The organism is Corynebacterium nasicanis (assembly GCF_042658165.1).
Lineage (GTDB): Bacteria > Actinomycetota > Actinomycetes > Mycobacteriales > Mycobacteriaceae > Corynebacterium > Corynebacterium nasicanis.
Genome location: NZ_JBHSQE010000010.1, coordinates 30,625 through 54,236, shown reverse-complemented (window position 1 = coordinate 54,236; position 23,612 = coordinate 30,625). Strand labels below are relative to the sequence as shown.

Below are 23,612 nucleotides of genomic sequence, written 5' to 3'. Positions count from 1 at the left end.
GCATGAGCTTTGATTCCGCCGCCCTGAACCGTCTGGCCTCGGCTGAGACGCTGCTGATCGTCACCGACTTCGACGGCACCCTCGCCGGGCTGACCACCGACATCTACGGCGTCCCCGTCAACGTCGACTCCCTCATGGCGCTCACCCGCCTGGCCGGGCTGCCCGGCACGCACGTCGCGGTGCTCTCGGGCCGCCACCTGGCGGGACTGGCGCAGGAGTGCGTCCTGCGGCCCCCGATCATCATGGCCGGCTCCCACGGCGCCGAATCCGCCGAGCACGGCGCCACCCTCACGGCGGCGCAGTCGGAGCTGCTCGCCCACCTCGATGCCACCCTGCTTTTCGACGACCCCCTCGTCCACGTCGAGCGCAAGCCCTTCCAGCGGGTCGTGCACACCGCCCGGCTGGCGGCGCAGGATCAGGCGGCCGGGGATGCGGTGCTCGAGCGCGCCCTGCTCATCGAGGCCCCCGGCACCCGCGTCAACCGCGGCAAGAACATCGTCGAGTTCTCCGTCTCCGACCGGACGAAGGGCACGTGGCTGGCCGCCGAGATCGCCCGGGTCAACCCCGACGTGGCGCTGTTCATCGGCGACGACACCACCGACGAGGACGGCTTCCGCGCCCTGCGCGAGGGCGATGTCGGCGTCAAGGTCGGTGACGGGGAGACCGCCGCCACCCACCGGATCGCGGACATCCCGGCCGTCGCCGCGCTGCTCACCGCGCTGGCCGAGGCCCGCGCCACCGTCCCGCGCGCACTCCCCGCCCGCTTCGAGGCCCTCGCCGCCGGCTTCTCCGCCCAGGTGCTCGGCGTGAGCGACTGGTCCGCCGCGACTCCGTGTGCGGGCTGGGCGGCCCGCGACATCGTCGAGCACCTGCTCACCTGGTACCCGGAAAACCTCCGGCACGCCGGAATCGAGCTGACGGTGGAGGGCGACGATCCGACCGAACGGTGGTTCTCCTTCGTCGCCGGCGTCCGCGCGCTGCTTGGCGACGAGCGCGTCGACGCCGTCTTCGAGTCGGGCCCCGATGCCGGGAAGACCGTGGGGCAGGCGACGAACGGCTTCCTGCTCCCCGACATCTTCATGCACACCTGGGACCTCGCCCGCTCCCAGGGGCGGCACGTCGAGCTCGACGCCGACTACGCCGCCCGGAACCTGGCGGGCCTGCAGTCCCTCGGCCCGGCGCTGCAGGAGACCGGTCAGTTCGGCCCGCCGAGCCCCGCGCCGGCGGATGCCACCCCGGGCGAGGCGCTCATGGCGTATGTGGGGCGCGCGGTGCGCTGACCGTCCGGCCGGGGTGGTACGTGGTCTCCAGGATCACCCGCGGTGCGGTGGTGGGGGCGTCGGCGAGGTGGGCGTCGATAAGCTGCAGCAGCATGCGGCCCGCGGCCTCCCCCTTCGCCTTGTTCGGCTGGATGACGGTGCTCAAGCCCAGCAGCAGCGCGGTGCGGATGCCGTCGAAGCCGGTGACCGAGAGCTCGCCGGGCACGTCGATGCCCTGTTCGTGGGCGAAGTCGAGGACCCCGAGCGCCATGGAGTCCGTCGTGCACAGCACCGCCGTGAGCTCGGGGTGCGTCGTGAGCAGCTCCCGGGCGGCGGACAGGCAGGTGTCGTGGTCGTTGATGTGGCGGGTGACCACGGGGATGTCGTCCAGCCCCGCGGCCGCGAACTCCTCCCGGGCCCCGCGGACGCGCTCGCGCTGGACGTGCAGCTCGGCGTCGTCGATGTCGGTGATGAAACCGTCGTGGCGCTCCCGGTGCAGCCGGATGGCGAGGATGCCGATGCGGGTGTGGCCGGCGTCGACAAGCGCGCGGGCGGCGGGGCGGATCGCCGCCCGGTCGTCGATGCCGACGAAGGGCAGCTCCAACCCCTTCGGCTGATCGCACACCACCAGCGGCACCTGCCGGGCCTGCGCCGCCGCCAGGTGCGGATCCCCCTCCGCCACCGAATAGACCACCACCCCGTCGATCACCGCCCGCCCCACCAGGGCGGAGGCGTCATCCTCGGAGGGCCCCGCCGGGATGAGGGTGAGCGCGGATTCGGTGCCCGAGGTGGCCTCGGCCAGCCCGGCGAGGAAATCCACCGAGGCGGCGTCCTCGAAGGCGTAGGACAGGTGCTCGGTGAGTAGGACGCCGAGGGACCCGACCCGGCGGGTGCGCAGCGAGCGAGCCATGGGGTCCGGGCCCGGGTAGCCGCGGGCGGCGGCGGCCCGCAGGATCCGCTCGCGGGTCTCGGCCGAGAGCTGGTCGGGGTGGTTGTAGGCGTTGGACACGGTCGTGCGGGACACGCCGAGCTCCGCCGCGAGCGACGCCAGTGTCCGGGCACGTTTGACCATGTCCCCAACCTAGCCCGTGGGGATCAGGCCTGCGCCGCCCGGCGCTGACGCGCGAACTCGGACAGGACGACACCGGCGGCGACGGAGGCGTTGAGCGACTCCACCCAGCTCTCCATGGGGACGGACATGATGACGTCGCAGTTCTCGCGGACCAGGCGCGAGATGCCCTTGCCCTCGGAGCCGACGACGATGACCACGGGGTCCGTGCCGCCGTCGTAGGTGTCCAGGGTGTGCTCGCCGCCGGCGTCGAGGCCGACGACCTGGTAGCCGTTCTTCTGGAACTCCTTGAGCGTGCGGGTGAGGTTGACCTCGCGCGCCACGGGCAGGCGCGCGGCCGTGCCCGCGGAGGTCCGCCAGGTCACGCCCGTGACCCCCGCGGAGCGACGCTCGGGGATGACCACGCCGTGCCCGCCGAAGGCGGCGACGGAGCGGATGACGGCGCCCAGGTTGCGGGGGTCGGTGATGTTGTCGAGCACGACGAACATGCCCGGCTCCCCGCTGTCGGCGGCCGCCGCGATGAGCGAGTGCACGTCGGAGTACTTGTAGGGCGGGATCTGCAGCCCGATGCCCTGATGGAGGCCGTTGCCGGTCATCTTGTCCAGCTCGAAACGCGCCACCTCCTGGATCGGGATACCGCGGGTGGTGGCCATCTGGACGGCCTCGGTGAGGCGGTCGTCGGCGCCCGTGCCCTCGGCGACGTAGAGCAGCGACGCCGGGACCTTCGCATGGAGGCACTCGATGACCGGGTTGCGGCCGACGACGAGCTCGTAGGGGTTCTCCTGGACGTGGCGCCCCGAGGCGCGGCGCTCGGCGGCCTTCTTGCGCTTGTGGGCGGCGTGGTACTCGCGGTCCTCGGCCTTCGGGGTGGGGCCCTTGCCGCGTAGGCCGCGGCGGACCTGTCCGCCGGAGCCCTTGACGGCGCCCTTCTTGTTGGTGCGTCGGGCGCCGGGTCGTCCCTGCTTAACCATGAATCAGTCCTTCTTCAGCGACCACTGCGGGCCATCGGGGGTGTCGGTGACGTCGATGCCGGCGGCGAGAAGTCGCTCGCGGACGGCGTCGGCGGTGGCCCAGTCCTGGGTGGACCGGGCGGTGGTGCGGCGTTCGAGTTCGGCGGCGACGAGCACGTCGAGGGCGACCAGGGCATCGTCGCTTTGCGACGCCCCCGTCCCCCACGTCGCGTCCTGCGGGTCGACCCCGAGCACGCCGGCCATGGCGCGCACAGCGGAGGCGAGGCGGGTGGCCGCGGCGGTGTCGCCGGCCGCCAGCGCGGTGTTGCCGGCGCGGACGGCGTTGTGGATCTCGGCGAGCGCGCGCGGCACGGCGATGTCATCGTCCATGGCCTCCGCGAAGGCCGGGGTCCACTCCCCCACCGGGACGTCCCCGACGCGGGCGAGGAAATCCTCGATGCGCCGGTAGCCGGCCGCGGCCTCCTGCAGCGCCGCCTCCGAATACTCGAGGACGCTGCGGTAGTGCGCGGAGCCGAGGTAGTAGCGCAGTTCGACGGGGCGGACCAGCTCCAGCATGTGGGGCACGGCGAGCACGTTGCCCAGCGACTTGGACATCTTCTCGCCGGCCATGGTGACCCAGTGGTTGTGCATCCAGTAGTTGGCGAAACCGTCCCCGGCGGCGTGCGCCTGGGCGATCTCGTTCTCGTGGTGCGGGAACTGCAGGTCCAGCCCGCCGCCGTGGATGTCGAAGATGTCGCCGAGGTACCAGGTCGCCATGGCCGAGCACTCGAGGTGCCAGCCGGGGCGGCCGGACCCCCAGGGGGTGGGCCAGGAGGGCTCGCCGGGCTTGGCGGCCTTCCACAGGGCGAAGTCCTGCGGGGAACGCTTGCCCGTGTTGTCGGTCTCCCCCTGCTCCATCTCCTCGACGCGGTTGCCGGAGAGCGAGCCGTAGTCGGAGCCCTCGGCGGCGACCCAGGCGGCCACGTCGAAGTAGACGGAACCCTCGGCCTCGTAGGCGAAGCCGGCGGCGATGAGGCGCTCCATGTAGGTGACCATCTGCGTGATGTGCCCGGTGGCGCGGGGCTCCACCGAGGGCGGCAGCACGCCGAGCTGGTCGTAGGCCCAGGTGAAGGCGCGCTCGTGGGTGGACACCCACTCCCACCAGGGCCGGTCGTGCTCGGCGGCCTTGGTGAGGATCTTGTCGTCGATGTCGGTGACGTTGCGCACGAAGGCGACGTCGTATCCCGAGGCCAGCAGCCAGCGACGGAGGATGTCGAAGGCCACGCCGGAACGGACATGGCCGATGTGCGGCTGGGACTGCGGCGTCGCACCGCACAGGTAGATCGAGGCGTGTCCCGGGCGGACCGGGACGAACTCGCGCTGCGACCGGGTGGCGGTGTCAAAGATACGGAGAGTCACAACTCACCATCCTAGACCCCGTCAGTTTTTCCGCGGCAGCTTGTTCTCCTCGACGAAGCGATGGTAGTCGCGGTGGTGCAGCAGCGCGGCGGCGTCCTCGTCGACGATGACGGTCACCCGCGGGTGCGACTGCAGCACCGAGGCCGGGCACATGGTGGTCAGCGGACCCTCGGCGAGCGCCGCGATGGCCTCGGCCTTGCCGGCGCCGGTGGCCAGGAGCAGCAGGTGCCCGGCGCGCTGGATGGTGCCCAGGCCCTGGGTGAGCACGTGGATGGGCACGTCCTCCGGGCGCTCGAAGAAGCGGGCGTTGTCGGCGATGGTCTGCGGCTGCAGGGTGTCGACGTGGGTAGGGCCGTGCAGCGCCGCCCCGGGTTCGTTGAAGGCGATGTGGCCGTTGGTGCCGATACCCAGCAGCTGGATGTCGATACCCCCGTGGTCGATGATGGCCTGCTCATACTCCTCGGCCGCCACCCACGGGTCGGCCGCGGTGCCGTCGGGGCTGTGCACCCGGGAGTCGTCGAAGTCGACGTGGGAGGTGAACTCGTGGCGGATGGTGTGGTGGTAGCTCTGCTCGTGCTCCGGGGACAGGCCGACGTACTCGTCGAGGAGGAAGGCGGTGCAGTCGGCGAAGCTGAGCTCCCCGGCCCGGTGGCGGCGGATGAGTTCCTGGTAGGTGCCCAGCGGGGTGGAGCCGGTGGCCAGGCCGAGTGTGGCGCCGCGGCGGGCGTAGTCGGCGATGATGTCCGCCGCCGCGAGTGCGACGCCGGCCGCGTCGGGCCGGATGAGGATGTCCATGTTGTCTCCTTGCGTGGACGGGTCAGCTGCGTTCAATGCTAAGTCCTCGGCGTATCACGTCGCGCACCGCACCCTGCGCGTCCAGGACGACGATGTCGGCCAGGTACCCGGGGGCGATGTCGCCGATGCGGTCGTCCATGCCCAGGACCCGGGCGGGGGTGGCGGCGGTGGCGGCGACGAGGGTGGGCAGGGAATGTCCGCGGGCCAGGTGGCGGGCGACCTGGTCGGCGAGGGTGGTGGTGCCGCCGGCGATGGCGCCCGGGGTGCCGTCGGTGGTGGCCAGGCGGGCGACCCCGGCGGCCACGGTGACGTCGAGGGTGCCCAGGGTGTAGTCGCCGTCGGCCATGCCGGCGGCCTGCATGGCGTCGGTGATGAAGAAGGCGCCCGCGCCGACACTGTCGAGCACCATGTCGACGGTGTCGTCGGCCAGGTGCACGCCGTCGGCGATGAGTTCGACGAAGGCCTCGCCGCGGGCGGCCGCGCTCAGCAGCGCGGCAACCGCGCCCGGCGCCCGGTGGTGCAGCGGCGGCATCGCGTTGAACAGGTGGGTGGCCGTCACCGTCACGTGCTTCTCGACGCCCGCGTCCACCACCTCCCGCGTCTGTTCCGCGCTGGCCTCCGTGTGCCCGAGGGAGGCGATGATGTCGTGCTCCGCGCACAGGTCGAGCAGGGCGTTAACCTCGGCGGTCTCCGGGGCGAAGGTGATGGAGCGGACGTGGCCGCGACCGGCGGCGATGAGGCGGGCGAAGAGGGCGGCGTCGCCGGGGATGATCGCCGCCGGGTCCTGCGCGCCGCACTTGCCGACGTTGACGAAGGGCCCCTCGAGGTGGATCCCGGCGATCTCGCCCTCCTCCGCGAGCCCCGCCAGGACGGGGATCTGCCGGAGCAGGTGTTCTTCACTCGCGGAGACGAGGCTGGCCAGGAGGGTGGTGGTGCCGTGCGCGCGGTGGTGCCTCACGGCGGTGCGGCACTGCTCGGCGTCGCCGTCGGGGAAGGAGCCGCGCAGGCCCCCGTGGTTGTGGAGGTCGATGAACCCGGGGATCAGGCGCAGCCCGGTGTCGGGGGTGGCGGGGTCGGCGGGCGCCAGGCCCGTGATGGTGTCCCCGGTGATGGTGACGGTTGTGTGCGGCTGTTCGCCCCGTGCGGTGACGACGGTGCCGGTGAGGGTGCGTGGAGTCATGGCCTCGCGGAGGCCTCCTTTCGGATCAGCCCCCGGCACGCCGCACCGCTATTCCGGGAGTTGGCGCAGGGGGATGTAATGGTCGCGGACGGCGGCGCGGACGGCGTCGGCGTCGCCGGCCTGCAGCCCCCGAAGCAGGTCGGTGTGTGCCCGGATGGTGTCGGGGAAGTCGCGTGGGGGCGCCAGCTCGAGGAGGCGGAGGCAGTCGATGTGGATGCGCAGGAAGGCACCCGCCATCTCCTGGAGCAGGGGGTTGGACAGTCCCGCGTGGAGCCGCTGGTGGAAGGCGACGTACTCCGGGACGGCCGTCTGGCCGGCCGCGGCGATGGTGCGGACGCGCTCGATGATCTCCCAGTGCTCGGACATGTCCCGCCCCGCGAAATGTGATGACATTTCCTCGGCGGAGTGGAGGTCGAGGGCCTCGCGGGTGTCGATGACGTTGCGCAGGTGCTCCAGCGAGCGGTCGGGATTGAGGGTGATGCGCAGGAGGAGCCCCCGCAGCAGCGGTTCGAGCGAGAGGCCGGACACGAAGGTGCCGTGCCCGTGCCGGACCTCAACGACGTCGAGGCTGGAGAGGGTGCGCACGGCCTCCCGGAGGGAGGAACGGGAACACTCAATGGCCTCGCAGAGTTCCGATTCCGAGGGGAGAAGGTCTCCCGGGCGCAGCCGGTGCGTCCGGATATAGTCCTTGATCCCCTCTTCGGCGGTGCGGGCGGCACTGCGGGTTCTGCGAGCGCCGGGGTATGTACTGACCATGGTGACCAGACCCTTTCCGGGCCGATCGACGACGACCGGCCACTGAGAACTGATCTGAATATACAATTCCGGCGCCCCATGGTCAGCATCCCTACGCCAGGGTCACCGTGGCGGAAATAGTGCCACTATCCATGAAACCGGTGATGACCTCGACGGACGCCACCTGCTTGCGGTTGCTCATCACGACGGGGGTGACGGGGTTCCGGCCCCGCTCCCGCAGCAGCGCGAGGTCCACCTCCACGATGGGCTGCCCCGCCGCCACGGTCTCACCCTGGGCGGCCAGGGTGGTGAAACCCTCGCCCTTGAGCTCGACAGTGTCCAGTCCGATGTGGACGAGCACCTCCAGCCCCTCCGGGGTGCGCAGCGCGAAGGCGTGCCCGGTCTTGAACACCGTCACCAGCTCACCGGCGGCGGGGGCGCAGACGGTGACCACGGGGGCGTCGGCACGCGGGCGTACCGCGAAGCCGTCGCCGACCATCTTCCCGGCGAAGACCGGGTCCTCCACCTCCGTGACCGGGATGACCTCGCCCGCGAAGGGGGATCCCAGGTCCACGGTCGTGGACTTTCTGCCGAAGCCGAACATCTAGATCTCCTGCTCGCCCTGGAGGGCCACATCCGAGCGGGAGAGCTGGCGGGCGACCTCGTCGTAGACGAACTGGACCTTCGGGCCGATGACCACCTGGACGTTGTTCTGCGAGGGGCGGATGACACCGGCGACGCCTGCCTTCTTGATCTCGCCCTCATCGACCGGGACGTGGTCCCGCGTGGTCACGCGCAGGCGGGTGGTGCAGTAGTCGATGGTGTCGATGTTGTCCTGCCCACCGAGGCCGGTGATGATCTGGCGGGCGACATCCGCGACCTCGGCGTCCTCTGCCAGGGTGGCCTCGGCGTCGCCGTCCTCCTCGCCGCGGCCCGGGGAACGCAGGTTGAGCAGGCCGATGAGGAAGTAGAAGATGACGAAGTACAGCGCGAACCAGATCACGCCCATCACCAGCAGCATCCACCACTGGTTGGCCAGCGGGTTACGCGCGGAGAGCAGCATGTCGACGAAACCGGCGGAGAAGCCGAAGCCCGCGGTCCACTCGAAGGAGGCGGCAATCGCCACCGAGATACCCGTGAGCAGGGCGTGGACGACGTAGAGCAGCGGGGCGACGAACATGAAGGAGAACTCGAGCGGCTCGGTGACACCGGTGAAGAAGGAGGCCAGCGCGCCGGCCAGCATGAGGGAGCCCACGGCCTTGCGGCGCTTGGTGTCCGCACGCAGGAACATGGCCAGGGCGGCACCCGGCAGACCGAACATCATGACCGGGAAGAAGCCCGCCTGGTAGCGGCCGACGATGCCCTCGACCTCACAGACGCCGTTGGCCCAGATACCCGGGCAGTCCGCGGCGGAGGTGGCGGCTGCAGCGGCCTCGATGGTCTTGCCACCGCCGAGGAAGTTGCCGATGTCGTTGATGCCGATGATGTCGAACCAGAAGATCGAGTTGAGCGCGTGGTGCAGACCGGTCGGGATGAGCAGGCGGTTGGCGAAGCCGTAGATACCTGCGCCGACGGCCCCCATGCCCTGGATCCAGGTACCGAAGTCGAAGAGCACGCCGTAGATGAACGGCCACACGAAGTAGAAGATGCCGGCCAGGACGATGGAGAAGACCGCGGTGAGGATCGGCACCAGGCGGCGGCCGGAGAAGAAGGCCAGCGCATCGGGCAGCTTGGTGGCGTGGAAGCGGTTGTACACCCAGGCGGCGAGGATACCGACGGCGATACCGAACAGGACGTTGCCCGGGCCGACGGCGGCCCAACCGTGGGACGCCCAGTCGATGGCGGCCTGGCCGTCGAGGGCCTCGAGGTCAACGCCCTGGTAACCGGCGACGGACTTCTCACTGAGCAGGCGGGTGAGGGTGGTGAAGCCCAGCCAGCCGGACAGCGCGGCCGCTCCGTTGTGATCCTTGGCCAGGCCGAAGGCGATGGCGATGGCGAAGATGACACCGAGGTTGTCCAGCACCGCGGCGCCCGCGGAGATGAGGACGGCGGCGGGGATGTTCTCGGCACCCCAGCCCTCCGGGTCGATCCAGTAGCCGACACCCATGAGGATGGCGGCGACGGGCATGACGGCGACGGCACCCATGAGGGCGCGGCCGAGCTTCTGCAGGGACGTCATCACGACGTTTCCGGCGTTCTTCCGCTGCCGGGGAGGCGCGGTGGTGGAGGTTGACATGTCGGTTCCTTTCAGTTCGGACGCACCGTCTGCTGCCATCCGTGGAGGAAGACCGCGAGGAACGCGGCCTCCCCCTCGACGTGGGAGGGCAGGGAGGGGACGTCGAGAATGCGGCAGAGAACCTGCCGGGCGAGGTCGATCTCGCGCGGCAGGTCACGTTCGACCGAGCGGCGCAGGAGATTGGTGCGGAACTGCGCGGCCGCGGCCCGCCGGCTGAGGCGGGTGAGCTCGATGGCGAGCGTGCGGTCCGGGGTTCCGTCGAGGGCGGTGGTGGTGGCGTTGAGCCGCAGACACACCAGGCGGATGAGCCCGGCCAGCGCATGGGCGGTGGCCAGGGGTTGCTTCACGGTGACGCCCAGGCGGGCGGCGTTGAGGTGGAGGGCGATGTAGGCGGCCTCGTCGACGGGCAGATCGATGCCGTCGACGTGGGAGTTGAGGTAGCCGACCACGAGTTCCGCGGCGCGGAACTCCAGGGGGAACGAGGCCCGGATCTCGTCGAGCAGGGAGTTACGGATCGTCTCCCCCAACCCGACGCGCTGGACCGCGAAAGAAATGTGCTCGGCGAGTACGGCATACACCGAGGGGTGCAGCTCACCGAGCAGGTCAACGGCCAGGTCGACCGCGGCGGAGATGGTCTCCATGATCTCCGGGTCGATGGCGTTGACGGAACGCAGGAACTGCACCTTGTCGGGGCTGAGTTCCATGTACTGATGGTCGGCGTTGGCCGCGGAGATCTCGTCGCCCTGCTTGCGCTGGAAGCCGATCCCCCGGCCCACCATGACCAGTTCCTCCCCCTCATCCCCACCGGGCAGGCGCACGAGCACGGCGTTATTGCTGAACACACGGATGATCCGGGGCGCAGCATCGGTCGCGTCGGCCATGACAGGCTCCTCGCACGTCGTCGGCGGGAGGGCACGCGCGCAGCCCCGACGAAGGGGTGTGCGTGCCCGAGGATCCAGTCATGCCTGATCAGGTCAGTAACACCCGGAGGGTTGGGACTTCTTCACTATAAGTCCGATGTCCTACCTACTCCAAGGGTCTTGACGGCTTCCAGGCAGAATTAGTGTGGAAACCCCTCAATTCGGGGTTGATCGTGAGGGTGGTCACACCCGCCAGACGACGGCGGTGGCCACCGCGGCCCGGCCTTCCCCCCGGCCGGTGAAGCCCATGTGGTCGGTGGTGGTGGCGGCCACGGACACCGGTGCCCCGAGAATCTCCGACAACACCTGCTCGGCCTCGAGGCGGCGCGGCCCCATCTTCGGGGACTGGCCGATGAGCTGGGCGGCGGCATTGCCGATGACGAAGCCGGCCTCCTCCACCGCCTGCCGGGCCTCCCGCAGCAACTGCGCCCCGGAGACCCCGTCATACTCCGCCCGGCCCACCCCGACGAGAGTGCCCAGGTCACCGAGCTGCGCGGCGGACAGCAGCGCATCCACGAGAGCGTGCGCCACGACATCCCCGTCAGAATGCCCCTCACACCCGCCGACCCCCTCGAAGAGCAGGCCGGCGATCCAGCAGGGCTTGCCCGCTTCAATCTGGTGGGCGTCGGTGGAGATTCCTACGCGGGGGATGATCATGAGGGCACCTCGAAGATGGTCGGTTCGGCCTCGTCCGTGATGGTGCGGGCGAGGGTCATGTCAATGGGCGTGGTCACCTTGAACGCCATGGGGTCCCCCTGCACGGTGACCACGGGCACCCCGTGCCACTCCACGAGGGAGGCGTCGTCGGTGGCGGTGAAGCCGGGGTCGGTGAAGCCGGGGTCGGCGTCGGCGGGGTGGGCGGCGTCGGCGGCGGAGAAATAGGCCTCGTTCGCCGCGCGCAGCACGGAGAGCCTGAAGCCCTGCGGGGTCTGCACCGCCCGCAGGGTGGCGCGGTCGGGGGTGCCGGTGACCGTGTCGCCGGCGACGGACTTGATGGTGTCCGCCACGGGCAGCACGGGAATGACGGCGGGTGCCCCCTCCAGCACCCGGCGCGCCACGCGGGCGATCATGCCGGGTGGGGTGAGCGCCCGGGCGGCGTCGTGGATGAGCACCACGGCCTCTTCGTCCGCGATGGTCCGCAGGCCGGCCCACACGCTGTCCGCGCGTTCGCCGCCGCCATGCGCCAGGCGGACGTTCTCACCGAGCAGCCCGGCGCGTTCCAGCACCTCGCGGGCGAAGGACTCCATGGCGGGGCTGACGAGGACGACCACCTCATCGACCACCCCGGAAGTGAGCATGGCGGCGACGGAGCGCTCCACGAGGGTCCGCTCCCGCAGTCGCACGAAGGCCTTGGGCACGGCGGCCCCGAGCCGGGTCCCCTGCCCGGCGGCCGCGATGAGGGCGATGACGCGCACCAGTCCTCCACTCCTGTCCCCGCGGGGCCACCCTGATTCCCTGACCTCCCACCGCCGCGCTCCGGGAGAAACCCCAGCTCGGCTCGTCGGTGGTGTCAGCTTTTCAGGGCCGCCCTGATCCGCGGGACCTAGATCTCGTCGTCCTCGTCGTCGAAGGTGAGGTCATCGAGGTCGACGTCGATGTCCCCGTCCACGATGTCGCGCGTGTCCTCGGCGTCGGCCTCAACATAGGCCTCCACCTTGACCTGGAACTCATCGGCCTTGGCCTCGTCGACCGTGTCGGCCAGCGCGAGCTCACCGACGAGAATCTGGCGGGCCTTGGCCAGCATCCGCTTCTCGCCGGCGGACAGCCCGCGGTCCTGGTCACGACGCCACAGGTCGCGGACGACCTCGGCCACCTTGTTCACGTCACCGGAGGCGAGGCGCTCCTGGTTGGCCTTGTAGCGGCGGGACCAGTTGCCGGCCTCCTCCACGTCCGTCTCCCGCAGGACGCCGAAGACCTTCTGCAGGCCCTCCTCGCCCACGACATCGCGGACGCCCACCAGCTCGGCGTTCTTGGACGGGACGCGGACGACGAGGTCAGACTGGTTGATCTGCAGGACCAGGTACTCCAGCTCCTCCCCTCCCATCACGCGATGCTCGATGTCAGCGATCACGGCAGCGCCGTGGTGCGGGTAGACAACGACGTCCCCGACCTTGAAATCCATTCCCACTCCTTGTTGCGCGCGGTTGGCAGCACACTAGACCCCGCATTCTAGCACGCGGCCCGCCCGGCCCGGCGCCCGCCGGACTCCACCGAAGGTCTACCCCCACCCCACCCCTGATCACCCCTCCGGCGGAAACCGATCCCCGGGAACTGTGTGCTCAGGGGTCAAAGAGACTAAGGTGAGGTTCCGAAACATCCTTGTGAACCATGAACTGATGGAGGACACCCAAGTGAAGTCCCTGAAGTCGGCCGCCCGTCGCGGCGGCATCATCTCCGCCGCCGCTCTGTCCGCGCTGGCACTGGCCTCCTGCTCGGCAGGCCAGATCACCCAGACCTCCTCGCAGGTGGCCGCGGTCAACGGCGCGGAGGGCAACTCCGAGGACGGCACCGTCGCGGTCCGCGACGTCACCATCATCGTCGACGATGCGGGCGAGGCCGCCCTCAAGTTCACGGCCGTCAACCAGGACACCACGATGACCGAGCACACGCTCGAGTCCATCGAGGTCAACGGCAACGACGTCCAGTTCGACGCCGCCCCGCTGGCCCGCGGCTGCACCCTCGTCGGTGACTCCGCCGAGCGCCTCGAGTCCACTCCGCAGGCCGACGGCATCGGCTGCATCGAGTACACCGAGACCTCCCTGACCAACGCCGACTTCGCCGTCGGCGGCAACGCCCCGGTCACCTTCACCTTCGACTCCGGTGAGATCGAGGTCTTCGCCACCATCTCCGCGCCGCAGCTGCCGGCCGGTTCCTTCGTCCGTGGTGCGGACCAGGAGTCCGGACACTAGTCCGCTTCTCGACGCCCGGTTCTCACCCGAGAGCCGGGCGTTTGTCGTTCCCGTCGTTAAGGTGGTCGGCATGGCCCGTAAACCCCGTTCCGTCCACACCTGCTCCGAATGCGGTTACTCCTCCCCCAAGTGGCTGGGCCGCTGCCCGGACTGCGGTTCCTGGGGCACCCTCGTGGAATCCGCCGTGGCCCCGCGGGCGGGCGGCGCGGCGGTGGCGGCGGTCTCCGGGACGGTCCCCACGGGACTCACCCCGAGTGCCCCGGCCAGCCCCATCACCAGCATCAGCGGCACGGCGGCCGCCTCCGTGCCCTCCGGCATCGGGGAGCTCGACCGGGTGCTCGGCTCCGGCGTCGTCCCCGGCTCGGTGGTGCTCATGGCGGGGGAACCCGGGGTGGGTAAATCGACGCTCCTGCTGGAGGTGGCCAGCAGGTGGGCGTCGATAAGCGGGCGCACGGCGCTGTATGTCACGGCGGAGGAGTCCGCCGGGCAGGTACGGGTGCGCGCCGAGCGGACCGGGGCGCTGCAGGAGACGCTCTACCTGGCGGCCGAATCGAACCTCGACGTGGTGTTCGGGCACGTCGAGCAGGTGAAACCCTCCCTGCTCATCGTCGACTCGGTGCAGACCATGCACGCCCCCGGCGTCGAGGGCGTGGCCGGCGGCGTGGCCCAGTCCCGGGCCGTCACCGCTGCGCTGACCACTCTGGCCAAGACCTCCGGGATTCCCATCCTGCTCGTCGGGCACGTGACCAAGGACGGCAACGTCGCCGGGCCCCGCGTGCTCGAGCACCTGGTGGATGTGGTGCTCAACTTCGAGGGCGACCGGCAGTCCTCGCTGCGTATGCTGCGCGGCATCAAGAACCGTTTCGGCGCCACCGACGAGGTCGGCTGCTTCGAGCAGACCGCCGAGGGCATCCGCGAAGTCCCCGACCCCTCCGGACTCTTCCTCTCCCACCGCGGGCAGACCCCCGACGGCTCCGCCGTGACCGTCGCCATGGACGGCGTCCGCCCGCTGCTCGCCGAGGTGCAGGCACTCACCGTCGACCCCGTGGCCAAGAACCCGCGCCGCGTGGTCACCGGCCTGGACACCAACCGCGTGCCCATGGTGCTAGCCGTCCTCCAGGCCCGCGCGGGCGAACGCACCAACGAGAAGGACGCCTACGTGGCCACCGTCGGCGGCGTGCGCATCACCGAGACCGCCACCGACCTGGCCGTCGCGCTGGCCACCTGGTCCTCCCTGCACGAACGCCCCCTGCCCCCGAAGACCGTGGTCATCGGGGAGGTCGGCCTGGCCGGGGAACTCCGCCGGGTCCCCCACCTCGGGCGCCGCCTCGCCGAGGCCGCCCGCCTGGGCTACAGCCACGCCGTCGTCCCCGCCGGGGAGAAGTTCAACGTGCCCGGGATGCGGGTCGCCCAGGCCGCGACCCTGCGCGAGGCCATCGGCCACGTGTCACAGGGGTAGAATCGCGGCTCATGAGCCCCGCCACCACGCCGGTCCCCGCCACCCTCCGGGAGACCCTCGAGCACCTCGCCCCCGGCACGGAACTGAGGGACGGCCTCGACCGCATCGTCCGCGGCCGCACCGGGGCGCTCATCGTCATCGGCGACGGCCCCGAGGTCACCGACCTCTGCGACGGCGGCTTCGAGTTCGACGTCACCTTCGCCCCCACCCGCCTGCGCGAACTGTGCAAGATGGACGGCGCCGTCATCCTCTCCACCGACGCCACCCGCATCCGCCGGGCCAACGTCCAGCTCGTGCCCTCGCCGAGCTACCCCACCTCCGAGAGCGGCACCCGCCACCGCTCCGCCGAGCGCACCGCCCAGCAGAGCGGGCGCCCCGTCATCGCCGTGAGTCAGTCGATGAACGTCATCACCCTCTACGTCGAGGGCGACCGCTACGTCCTCGACAGCCCCGCCACCATCCTGCAGCGCGCCAACCAGGCGCTGGGCACCCTCGAGCGTTACCGCACCCGCCTCGACCACGCCGACCAGCGGCTGTTTGTCTCCGAGATCAACAACTACGCCACCGTGCAGGACGTCGTCGCCGTCATGCAGCGCGAGCTGCTGGTCAAACGCGTCGGCCTCGAACTCGACCAGGACGTCCTCGAGCTGGGCACCGACGGCCGCCAGCTCAACCTCCAGCTCACCGAGCTGCGCGGCGACAACGACCGGGAGATCGACCTGCTCATCCGCGACTACCTCATCGCCGAGGGGCCGCCCTCCGACCAGGACGTGCGCGCCGCCACGCAGGCCCTCGACCAGCTGGCCGACGCCGACCTGCTCAAGCCCGCCAACGTCGCCCGCATCCTCGGCCTGCCCGCGACGGAGGAGTCGCTCACCCAGTGGATCGTGCCGCGCGGCTACCGGGTGCTCAGCCGGGTGCCGCGGGTGCAGATGTTCCTCAAGCACAAGATCATCGCGGCCTTCGGCGACGTGAAGACGCTGCTGGCCGCCTCGGAGGAGGAACTAGCCGGCGTGGAGAATGTCGGACATCTGTGGGCCCGGCACGTGCACGAGGGGCTGGCACGGCTGACCTGAGGCCTCAGAGCGTAGGACCCTCTCCGGGAGCAATACTCGTTTTTGGCGAATTGGGCGGGGCAATTCGCCAAAAACGAGCATCCGGCCGAAAGGGACTGTGTCGATCTAGCCCAGATTGAAGGTGTGCGCGTCGGAGGCGTTGTTGCCGATCACCGCGTGCAGGTAGAACGAGCCCGCGCCCACGTTCTGGCGGTTGTTGCACTGCCCCGGCTGGGAGCCCAGGCGCGACCACACCGCCTGGAAGCGGCGCTCGTCCTCGGCGGGGAAGGTCTCCTCGCCGGTGAGCACCGAGGGGTAGCAGTCGGTGTCGGCCCAGACGCGCTCGTTGTCGGCGAGGTTGTAGACCTCGAAGCGCAGTTCCTCGTCGTCGAGGTTGATTTCGCAGTCGGCGGTGGTGGGGTTCTCCACGGTCATGTAGAACGTCGGCTGGGCGCCGTCGCCGTAGGAGGGGCGGTCCGAGCTGGCGACGATCCGCAGGTCGGAGAGCGCGCAGCTGTCCTTCGGCTCCGCGGGCTCGCTGCTCTTCGCGGTCGAGGTCTCCGGCGCCTCGGAGGTGCGGCGTGTCGACGCCTCCGTGCTCGCCGCCGCGGCGTTCGCCGTCGAGGTCGGCGCGGCGGGGGTGCTCGTGCTCGGGGAGGTGTCGTCGCCGCCTCCGGCGATGGCCACCATGCCCCAGACCAGCAGTCCGACGAGGATGAGGATCACCGCGGCCGCGGCGACGCGACGGCGGACGTAGATCTCTTCGGGGAGTCGGCGGGGGCTGCGGTTGGTCACGCCACTCACTCTAATTGCGCGCGTTATGCGCAGGTGGGAACCGGACTCCCCGCGTGTCTGTTACTCGACGCCGTCGGCGATGACCTGTTCGGTGGAGCCGTCGGAGAGCAGGTAGCGCAGGCCGACGATGCCGACGCGGCCGTCGGCAATGCGCTCCTGCAGGGCGGAGAGGCGGTGCTTGATCTGGATGACGATCTCGATGACGTGCTGCCGCTCGTAGCCGGGACGGTCGTTGCGGCCGCGGGCGCGGGCCTCGAGGATCGACGGGGCGACCTTCTCGATGAGGATGCGCTCCAGGCCGTTGGGGATCTTCCCGCCGTCGAGGGCCTCGGCGGTGGCGGCGACGGCGCCGCAGGATTCGTGTCCCATGACCACGACGAGTTCCACGCCGAGGCTCTTGATGGCGTATTCGATGGAGGCCAAGACGGCGGGGTCGAGGATCTCCCCGGCGGTGCGGACGACGAAGAGGTCGCCGAGCCCGACGTCGAAAATCAGCTCGACGGGCACGCGCGAGTCGGAGCAGGAGAGGACGACGGCACGGGGGTTCTGTCCGTCTCGCAGTTCCGTGCGGCGGAGGATGTCCTGGTTGGGACGTTCCTGCTGCTGGTGGACGAAACGCTTGTTGCCGGCCAGCAGGGCCTCCCACACGGCCTGCGGGTTCTTGGCGACATCTTTCATGGGCATGACGGCAATTCTATACTTGCTCACCATGTTCGCCGCGCGTCTGCTCCCCTGGTTCGACCTCCACGAACGCCCCCTCGCGTGGCGCGCCCCCGGCACGTCCGCGTGGGGAATCCTGCTCAGCGAGGTCATGAGCCAGCAGACCCCCGTCGCCCGCGTCGAACCGGTGTGGCGCGAGTGGATCGCCCGCTGGCCCGACCCGGCGTCCTTCGCGCAGGCCTCCCCGGCGGAGGTGCTGCGCGCCTGGGGCAAGCTCGGTTACCCGCGCCGCGCGCTGCGGCTGCTCGAGTGCGCGCAGCAGATCGTGTCGCTATACGACGGCGTCGTGCCTCGGGACGTCGATCAGCTGTTGGCCCTGCCCGGCATCGGCGACTACACCGCCCGCGCCGTGGCGTGCTTCGCCTACGGGCAGAACGTGCCGGTCGTGGACACCAACGTGCGCAGGGTGGTGCGCCGCGCGGTGGAGGGACGCTTCCTGGCGGGGACGGCGTCGAAGGCCGAGCTCGGGGAGGTCGCGGCGCTGCTGCCCGCGGAGCGGGGCCCGCGCTTCTCGGCGGCGCTCATGGAGCTCGGCGCCCTCGTGTGCACCGCGACCTCACCGGCGTGCGAGGTGTGCCCGCTTCTCGACGACTGCGCCTGGGTCGCCGCCGGCTCCCCACCCCCCAGCGCGGAGGAACTGGCCCGCAAGAAGGTACAGAAGTTCACCGGCACCGACCGGCAGGTCCGCGGGCTCATCATGGACGTGCTGCGCGGGGCCGACGCGGCCGTGCCGCAGTCCGCGCTCGACGTCGTGTGGCCCGATGAGGTCCAGCGCTCCCGGGCACTGTTCTCCCTGCTCCAGGACGGTCTGGCAGAGCAGGACGAGCGCGGCTATTTCCACCTGCCGCGGTAGGGGGTATTCGAGTGGGGGCATGAACCGGGTGCCGGGGTCCGGCTACTCGATGAATGCCCTGGCTCGAATACCCCCGCGGTCAGCGCGCGGCTATTTCCACCTGCCGCGGTAGTTCAGCCCGCCGGGCAGCTTCACCCAGATTCCGCCACGGGAGTTGATCGTCACCGGCCCGATGCGGGTGGAGGCGGAGGCCCCGGAACCGGAGACGTTGATCCAGGAGTTCTTGCCCAGCTTCTGGCGCTTGCGGTAAGTGATGCCCATGGCGGACAGCCTAGCCGCGAACGCGCGGACGCCCGCCTCCTGGGGGAAGCGGGCGTCGATAGGCGGGCTAGTTCTGCGGAGCGACAGCTCCGGCCGGGCCCTCGTCGGGGCCGGTGGAGAGATCATCGGTGATCTCCGCGACGTCCGGGACGTCGGGAGTGATGGTCTCCGGGTCGGCCTCGACATCACGCACGGCCTCGGCAGCCTCCGGGGAGATCTCCGAGAAGGTGCCGGCCGGCAGCGGCTTCGGGCGCGGGGTGAAGGTGAAGGAGGCACCGTCGGTGTCCTTCGACTCCCCGTCCCAGCCCGCGACGTCGACGGTGACGATCTCGCCGGCCCCGAGCTCGCCGAAGAGGATCTTCTCGGACATGGCGTCCTCGATCTCGCGCTGGATGGTGCGGCGCAGCGGGCGGGCGCCGAGGACTGGGTCGAAACCACGCTGGGCCAGGAGAGCCTTGGCCTTGTCGGTGATCTCGATGCCCATGTCCTTGGCGGCCAGGGCCTTCTCGACGCGGCCGATGAGCAGCTCCACCATCTCCACGATCTGCTCGCGGGTCAGCTGGTGGAACACGACGATCTCGTCGATACGGTTGAGGAACTCGGGGCGGAAGTGCTTCTTCAGCTCGTCGTTGACCTTGTTCTTCATGCGCTCGTACTGGGCGTCGGAATCCGTCTCCGCGGAGCCGGAGAAGCCCATGCCGACCGCCTTCGAGATGTCCTGGGTACCCAGGTTCGAGGTGAAGATGAGCACCGTGTTCTTGAAGTCGACCACGCGGCCCTGGCCGTCGGTGAGACGACCGTCCTCGAGGACCTGCAGGAGGGTGTTGTAGATCTCCTTGTGGGCCTTCTCGATCTCGTCGAAAAGCACGACGGAGAAGGGCTTGCGGCGGACCTTCTCGGTGAGCTGGCCACCCTCCTCGTAACCGACGTAGCCGGGGGGCGCGCCGAAGAGGCGGGAGGCGGTGAAGCGGTCGTGGAACTCACCCATGTCGATCTGGATGAGGGCGTCGTCCTCGCCGAAGAGGAACTCTGCCAGCGCCTTCGACAGCTCGGTCTTACCCACGCCGGAGGGGCCGGCGAAGATGAAGGAACCGGAGGGACGCTTCGGGTCCTTGAGGCCCGCCCGGGTACGACGGATCGCCCGGGAGACGGCCTTGACGGCCTCGTCCTGCCCGATGATGCGCTTGTGCAGCTCATCCTCCATGCGCAGCAGACGCGAGGACTCCTCCTCGGTGAGCTTGAACACCGGGATGCCGGTCCAGGAACCGAGGACCTCGGCGATCTGCTCCTCGCCGACCTCCGCGATCTCCTCGAGATCGCCGGAACGCCACTGCTTCTCCTTCTCGGAGCGCTCCTCACCGAGCTTGCGCTCCTTGTCGCGCAGGCCGGCGGCCTTCTCGAAGTCCTGCGCGTCGATCGCCGCCTCCTTCTCGCGGCGGACATCGGCGATGCGCTCGTCGATCTCACGCAGACCCTCCGGCGCGGTCATCCGCTTGATGCGCATGCGGGCGCCGGCCTCGTCGATGAGGTCGACGGCCTTGTCCGGCAGGAAGCGGTCGTTGATGTAGCGGTCGGAGAGGTTCGCGGCCGCGGCCAGGGCACCGTCGGTGATGGACACGCGGTGGTGCGCCTCGTAGCGGTCGCGCAGACCCTTGAGGATCTCTATGGTCATCTCGACGGAAGGCTCCGGGACCTGCACCGGCTGGAAACGACGTTCCAGGGCGGCGTCCTTCTCGATGTGCTTGCGGTACTCGTCCAGGGTGGTGGCACCGATGGTCTGCAGTTCACCGCGGGCCAGCTTCGGCTTGAGCAGCGAGGCGGCGTCGATCGCACCTTCGGCGGCACCGGCGCCGACCAGGGTGTGGATCTCATCGATGAACAGGATGATGTCGCCGCGCTGATTGATCTCCTTGAGCACCTTCTTCAGGCGCTCCTCGAAGTCACCGCGGTAACGGGAACCGGCGACCAGGGAACCCAGGTCGAGGGAGTAGACCTGCTTGTCCTTCAGGGTCTCGGGCACCTTGCCGTTGACGATGTCCAGGGCCAGACCCTCGACGACCGCGGTCTTACCCACGCCGGGCTCGCCGATGAGGACCGGGTTGTTCTTGGTACGCCGCGAGAGCACCTGCATGATGCGCTCGATCTCCTTCTCACGGCCGACGACCGGGTCGAGCTTGCCGTCCCGGGCCGCCTGGGTGAGGTTACGGCCGAACTGGTCGAGGACCAGGGAGTTCGAGCGGTCACCCGGACCGCCCTGCCCCTGCGGACCGCCGCGACCGGCACCCGCCCCGGCGCCGACCGCGCCGGCACCCTGCTCCGGGGTGGACTCCGGGGAGCCGCCCTGGCCCCCCTCATAGCCGGAGAGCAGCTGGATAACCTGCTGGCGGACGCGCGGCAGATCAGCGCCGAGCTTCACCAGCACCTGGGCGGCCACGCCCTCGCCCTCACGGATGAGGCCGAGCAGCAGGAACTCCGTGCCGATGTACTTGTGGCCCATCTGGAGGCCCTCCCGCAGGGAAAGCTCGAGAACCTTCTTGGCGCGCGGGGTGAAGGGGATGTGACCGGTGTGCGGCTGCGTGCCGTGACCGATGATCTCCTCGACCTCCTGCCGCACGGCGTCGAGCGAGATACCCATGGATTCCAGGGCCTTCGCAGCGACGCCCTCACCCTCATGGATGAGGCCGAGCAGGATGTGCTCGGTGCCGATGTAATTGTGGTTGAGCAGCCGTGCTTCCTCCTGCGCCAGAACAATGACGCGGCGCGCACGATCGGTGAACCGTTCGAACATGTCCGTACCCCTAACCTTTGTTTCTCGCTTGTCACCTACTGTAACGCGCGGGGCGGCCAATCTATTTGCACTCTCCGGTTTCGAGTGCCAGCCAGCAGCCATTTCGCCAGGTCACAGGCATGTACGCCTATAGCGAACAGGCCGCCCACGCCGCCTCCCGCGTTCACCCTCATGCTGCGTTATATATCTGTTACCCTCGAATCAACGCCACCGAAGGAGTCACCAGATGCGCATCCGTCGCTACGCAGCCCCGGCACTCGCCGCCCTTGTCACCCTGTCCCTTCAGGCCACCCCGGCGCAGGCGCAGGCGTTCCCGCAGCTGCCGAACTTCGGCTCCTCCCTGCCGGCACTGCCTGCGCTGCCCGCCGTTCCGGGGGTGCCCAGCTCCTCGCAGGGCGCCCCGGTGCAGCAGGTCCTCCTCGCGGAGACCAACCGCTACCGCCTGTCCAAGGGACTGCCCCCGCTGGCTGCGCACGACGCGCTCAACAACGTCGCGCAGTCCTGGTCGGAGTCCATGGCCCAGCAGGGCAACTTGCGCCACAACCCCGGCTACCGCGACTCCTACCCCGCCACCTGGCGCCAGGCGGCGGAGAACGTCGGCATGTTCAGCCGGGAGGTGGCGGCCCACGAGATGCTGCAGGCCTGGATCAACTCCCCCACCCACCGCCAGCACCTGGATAACCCGAACTTCACCCACGTGGGTATCGGCTGGGCCATCAGCCCGCGCGGCGAGGTCTACGCCACGCAGAACTTCGCCCGCTTCTGACCCGTTCTAGGAGACAGCCCCGCCCTGCTGCTCCTCGGCGACGCGGGTGACGAAGGGGCTGGCCACCAGCACGAGGATGGCCATGACCCCGGCGACGAGGAACGCGGTGTGTGCGCCGTCCGCTGTGGCCTGCGCCAGATCCGCACCCCCGGCCGCCGCGGCCTGGGTACCGAAGGACAGTGCGGCGATGAGAATGGCGGTGCCCGCCGCGCCTGCCAGCTGCTGGAGGGTGTTGAGGATCGCCGAACCGTGCCCGTAGAGGTGCTGCGGCAGCGAGCCCAGCGCCGTGGTCATGAGGGGCGTCATCATGAGCGCCAGGCCGAGGGAGAACACGATGTGCATGGTGATGACCTCGGTGATCGTCGAAGCGATGCCCAGGCGGGTCATCGACCAGATCGCACCGGCCAGCAGGATCGCCCCGGGAATGACCAGCGGCCGCGGGCCCACCCGGTCGTAGAGGCGGCCGATGAACGGGGCCAGCAGGCCGGAGGCGAGGCCACCCGGCATGAGCAGCAGGCCCGTGACCAGGGCGGTCACCCCGAGGGCCGTCTGCAGGTAGATCGGCAGCACCATGACCACGCCGAGCAGCGTGCCCATGAGCAGCAGCGCCGCCACGACGGACAGGGTGTAGTTGCGGATGGTGAAGGGCTGCAGGTTGAGCAGCGGGGCCTTCAGCGTCAGCTGGCGCCACACGAACACCGCCAGCGCCAGGAGGCCGACGACGGCCACGCCCGCGGCCACCGGCAGGTTGGTGCCCAGCGTGCTCAGCGCGTAGACCAGGCCGCCGAAACCGAGCCCGGCCAGCACCACGGAGAAGGGGTCGAAGGGGGCGCGGTTCGTCTCGCCGATGTTGCGGATGAACACCGCACCCACCACGAGCGCCACCACGATGAGCGGCACGACCAGCAGGAACAGCCAGTGCCAGGTGAAGCGGTTGAGGATGAACCCGGAGACCGTCGGCCCGAGCGCCGGCGCCACCGACATGACGATGGTGATGACACCCATGATCGAACCGCGCCGCTCCGGGGGCACGACGGTGAGCGCCACCGTCATGAGCAGCGGCATGATGAGCGCGGTGCCCACCGCCTGCACGATGCGGCCGGTGAGCAGGATGCTGAACGCCGGCGCCCACGCCGCGACGATCGTGCCCACCAGGAAGCTGCTGACGGCGGTGAGGAACACCTGCTTCGTCGTGAAGCGCTGCAGGATCCAGCCCGTCGTCGGGATAACCACCGCCATGGTGAGCATGAAACCGGTGGTCAGCCACTGGGCGGTGGTTGCCGGGATGTCGAAGTCCGCCATGATCGACGGCAGCGCCACCGACAGGATCGTCTCGTTGAGGAACATCACCAGCGCGGCACTGACCAGCACCGTGAGGATGATCTTGACGTCGGCGGGAAGCCCCTGCTTCCCGGTGGACTGTGGTGTGCTCACTCGTGTGCC

Annotated in this window: 21 protein-coding genes and 1 pseudogene; 6 read left to right on the top strand and 16 right to left on the bottom strand. The window is 69.9% G+C overall.

Annotated features, from left to right (window positions below; all coding sequences use genetic code 11):
• The first annotated feature begins 2 nt into the window (after positions 1 to 2).
• On the top strand, positions 3 to 1,280 hold the full coding sequence (gene otsB, locus ACFPUZ_RS12820; RefSeq protein ID WP_377002329.1) for a trehalose-phosphatase: 1,278 nt from the start codon (positions 3 to 5) through the stop codon (positions 1,278 to 1,280).
• Here the strand turns inward: otsB and ACFPUZ_RS12815 are convergent.
• The 11 genes and pseudogenes from ACFPUZ_RS12815 to ACFPUZ_RS12765 all read right to left on the bottom strand — a co-directional run bounded on the left by ACFPUZ_RS12815 (position 1,249) and on the right by ACFPUZ_RS12765 (position 12,685).
• Positions 1,249 to 2,331 carry a LacI family DNA-binding transcriptional regulator gene (locus ACFPUZ_RS12815; protein ID WP_377002328.1) on the bottom strand — a complete coding sequence of 361 codons (1,083 nt, stop codon included), beginning with the start codon at positions 2,329 to 2,331 and terminating at the stop codon, positions 1,249 to 1,251. The two genes, otsB and ACFPUZ_RS12815, sit on opposite strands and share 32 nt — an antisense overlap.
• Positions 2,332 to 2,354: 23 nt before the next feature.
• On the bottom strand, positions 2,355 to 3,299 hold the full coding sequence (rlmB, locus tag ACFPUZ_RS12810) for a 23S rRNA (guanosine(2251)-2'-O)-methyltransferase RlmB (RefSeq protein WP_377002327.1): 945 nt from the start codon (positions 3,297 to 3,299) through the stop codon (positions 2,355 to 2,357).
• Between the two features lie 3 nt (positions 3,300 to 3,302).
• Positions 3,303 to 4,697, bottom strand: a complete 1,395-nt coding sequence (gene cysS, locus ACFPUZ_RS12805; protein ID WP_377002326.1) for a cysteine--tRNA ligase — start codon at positions 4,695 to 4,697, stop codon at positions 3,303 to 3,305.
• Positions 4,698 to 4,718: 21 nt separating this feature from the next.
• Positions 4,719 to 5,492: a glucosamine-6-phosphate deaminase gene (gene nagB, locus ACFPUZ_RS12800; RefSeq protein ID WP_377002325.1), complete on the bottom strand. Its 774-nt coding sequence runs from the start codon at positions 5,490 to 5,492 to the stop codon at positions 4,719 to 4,721.
• Between the two features lie 22 nt (positions 5,493 to 5,514).
• Positions 5,515 to 6,672, bottom strand: coding sequence for an N-acetylglucosamine-6-phosphate deacetylase (locus tag ACFPUZ_RS12795; RefSeq protein WP_377002324.1), 1,158 nt, complete (start codon positions 6,670 to 6,672; stop codon positions 5,515 to 5,517).
• Between the two features lie 48 nt (positions 6,673 to 6,720).
• Positions 6,721 to 7,428 (bottom strand): FadR/GntR family transcriptional regulator, encoded by a 708-nt coding sequence (locus ACFPUZ_RS12790; protein WP_377002323.1) that lies wholly within the window; start codon positions 7,426 to 7,428, stop codon positions 6,721 to 6,723.
• A 91-nt stretch (positions 7,429 to 7,519) separates the two neighbouring features.
• Positions 7,520 to 9,643, bottom strand: a pseudogene (gene nagE / locus ACFPUZ_RS12785) (N-acetylglucosamine-specific PTS transporter subunit IIBC).
• Between the two features lie 11 nt (positions 9,644 to 9,654).
• Positions 9,655 to 10,524, bottom strand: a complete 870-nt coding sequence (locus ACFPUZ_RS12780; RefSeq protein WP_377002322.1) for a PRD domain-containing protein — start codon at positions 10,522 to 10,524, stop codon at positions 9,655 to 9,657.
• A 222-nt stretch (positions 10,525 to 10,746) separates the two neighbouring features.
• Positions 10,747 to 11,220 (bottom strand): 2-C-methyl-D-erythritol 2,4-cyclodiphosphate synthase, encoded by a 474-nt coding sequence (ispF, locus tag ACFPUZ_RS12775; RefSeq protein ID WP_377002320.1) that lies wholly within the window; start codon positions 11,218 to 11,220, stop codon positions 10,747 to 10,749.
• Positions 11,217 to 11,981, bottom strand: a complete 765-nt coding sequence (gene ispD, locus ACFPUZ_RS12770; RefSeq protein WP_377002403.1) for a 2-C-methyl-D-erythritol 4-phosphate cytidylyltransferase — start codon at positions 11,979 to 11,981, stop codon at positions 11,217 to 11,219. The genes ispF and ispD overlap by 4 nt, the downstream gene beginning before the upstream one ends.
• Positions 11,982 to 12,106: 125 nt before the next feature.
• On the bottom strand, positions 12,107 to 12,685 hold the full coding sequence (locus tag ACFPUZ_RS12765; RefSeq protein WP_377002319.1) for a CarD family transcriptional regulator: 579 nt from the start codon (positions 12,683 to 12,685) through the stop codon (positions 12,107 to 12,109).
• A 214-nt stretch (positions 12,686 to 12,899) separates the two neighbouring features.
• Between ACFPUZ_RS12765 and ACFPUZ_RS12760 the strand changes: the two genes are divergently transcribed.
• From ACFPUZ_RS12760 to disA, 3 genes are all read left to right on the top strand, one after another.
• A complete protein-coding gene (locus ACFPUZ_RS12760; protein ID WP_377002318.1) occupies positions 12,900 to 13,472 on the top strand; it encodes a hypothetical protein in 573 nt (190 codons plus the stop codon).
• A 70-nt stretch (positions 13,473 to 13,542) separates the two neighbouring features.
• A complete protein-coding gene (gene radA, locus ACFPUZ_RS12755; protein ID WP_377002317.1) occupies positions 13,543 to 14,931 on the top strand; it encodes a DNA repair protein RadA in 1,389 nt (462 codons plus the stop codon).
• A gap of 11 nt (positions 14,932 to 14,942) precedes the next feature.
• A complete protein-coding gene (gene disA / locus ACFPUZ_RS12750) occupies positions 14,943 to 16,007 on the top strand; it encodes a DNA integrity scanning diadenylate cyclase DisA (protein ID WP_377002316.1) in 1,065 nt (354 codons plus the stop codon).
• A 105-nt stretch (positions 16,008 to 16,112) separates the two neighbouring features.
• Here the strand turns inward: disA and ACFPUZ_RS12745 are convergent, their stop codons facing one another.
• Positions 16,113 to 16,781: a hypothetical protein gene (locus ACFPUZ_RS12745; protein ID WP_377002315.1), complete on the bottom strand. Its 669-nt coding sequence runs from the start codon at positions 16,779 to 16,781 to the stop codon at positions 16,113 to 16,115.
• Positions 16,782 to 16,841: 60 nt separating this feature from the next.
• Complete coding sequence (locus tag ACFPUZ_RS12740; protein WP_377002314.1) at positions 16,842 to 17,465, bottom strand: carbonic anhydrase; 624 nt, start codon at positions 17,463 to 17,465, stop codon at positions 16,842 to 16,844.
• 25 nt (positions 17,466 to 17,490) lie between these two features.
• Between ACFPUZ_RS12740 and ACFPUZ_RS12735 the strand changes: the two genes are divergently transcribed.
• The gene (locus ACFPUZ_RS12735) at positions 17,491 to 18,354 is read left to right on the top strand and encodes an HhH-GPD family protein (protein WP_377002313.1); all 864 of its coding nucleotides are present in this window, start codon (positions 17,491 to 17,493) and stop codon (positions 18,352 to 18,354) included.
• A gap of 90 nt (positions 18,355 to 18,444) precedes the next feature.
• Here the strand turns inward: ACFPUZ_RS12735 and ACFPUZ_RS12730 are convergent, their stop codons facing one another.
• Positions 18,445 to 18,615, bottom strand: coding sequence for a DUF4236 domain-containing protein (locus tag ACFPUZ_RS12730; protein WP_377002312.1), 171 nt, complete (start codon positions 18,613 to 18,615; stop codon positions 18,445 to 18,447).
• Positions 18,616 to 18,682: 67 nt separating this feature from the next.
• On the bottom strand, positions 18,683 to 21,403 hold the full coding sequence (locus ACFPUZ_RS12725; RefSeq protein ID WP_377002311.1) for an ATP-dependent Clp protease ATP-binding subunit: 2,721 nt from the start codon (positions 21,401 to 21,403) through the stop codon (positions 18,683 to 18,685).
• 226 nt (positions 21,404 to 21,629) lie between these two features.
• On the opposite strand from ACFPUZ_RS12725, the gene ACFPUZ_RS12720 reads away from it, so the two are divergent.
• On the top strand, positions 21,630 to 22,169 hold the full coding sequence (locus tag ACFPUZ_RS12720; protein WP_377002310.1) for a CAP domain-containing protein: 540 nt from the start codon (positions 21,630 to 21,632) through the stop codon (positions 22,167 to 22,169).
• Positions 22,170 to 22,175: 6 nt separating this feature from the next.
• Here the strand turns inward: ACFPUZ_RS12720 and ACFPUZ_RS12715 are convergent, their stop codons facing one another.
• A complete protein-coding gene (locus ACFPUZ_RS12715) occupies positions 22,176 to 23,603 on the bottom strand; it encodes an MDR family MFS transporter (RefSeq protein WP_377002309.1) in 1,428 nt (475 codons plus the stop codon).
• Between the last annotated feature and the right edge of the window lie 9 nt (positions 23,604 to 23,612).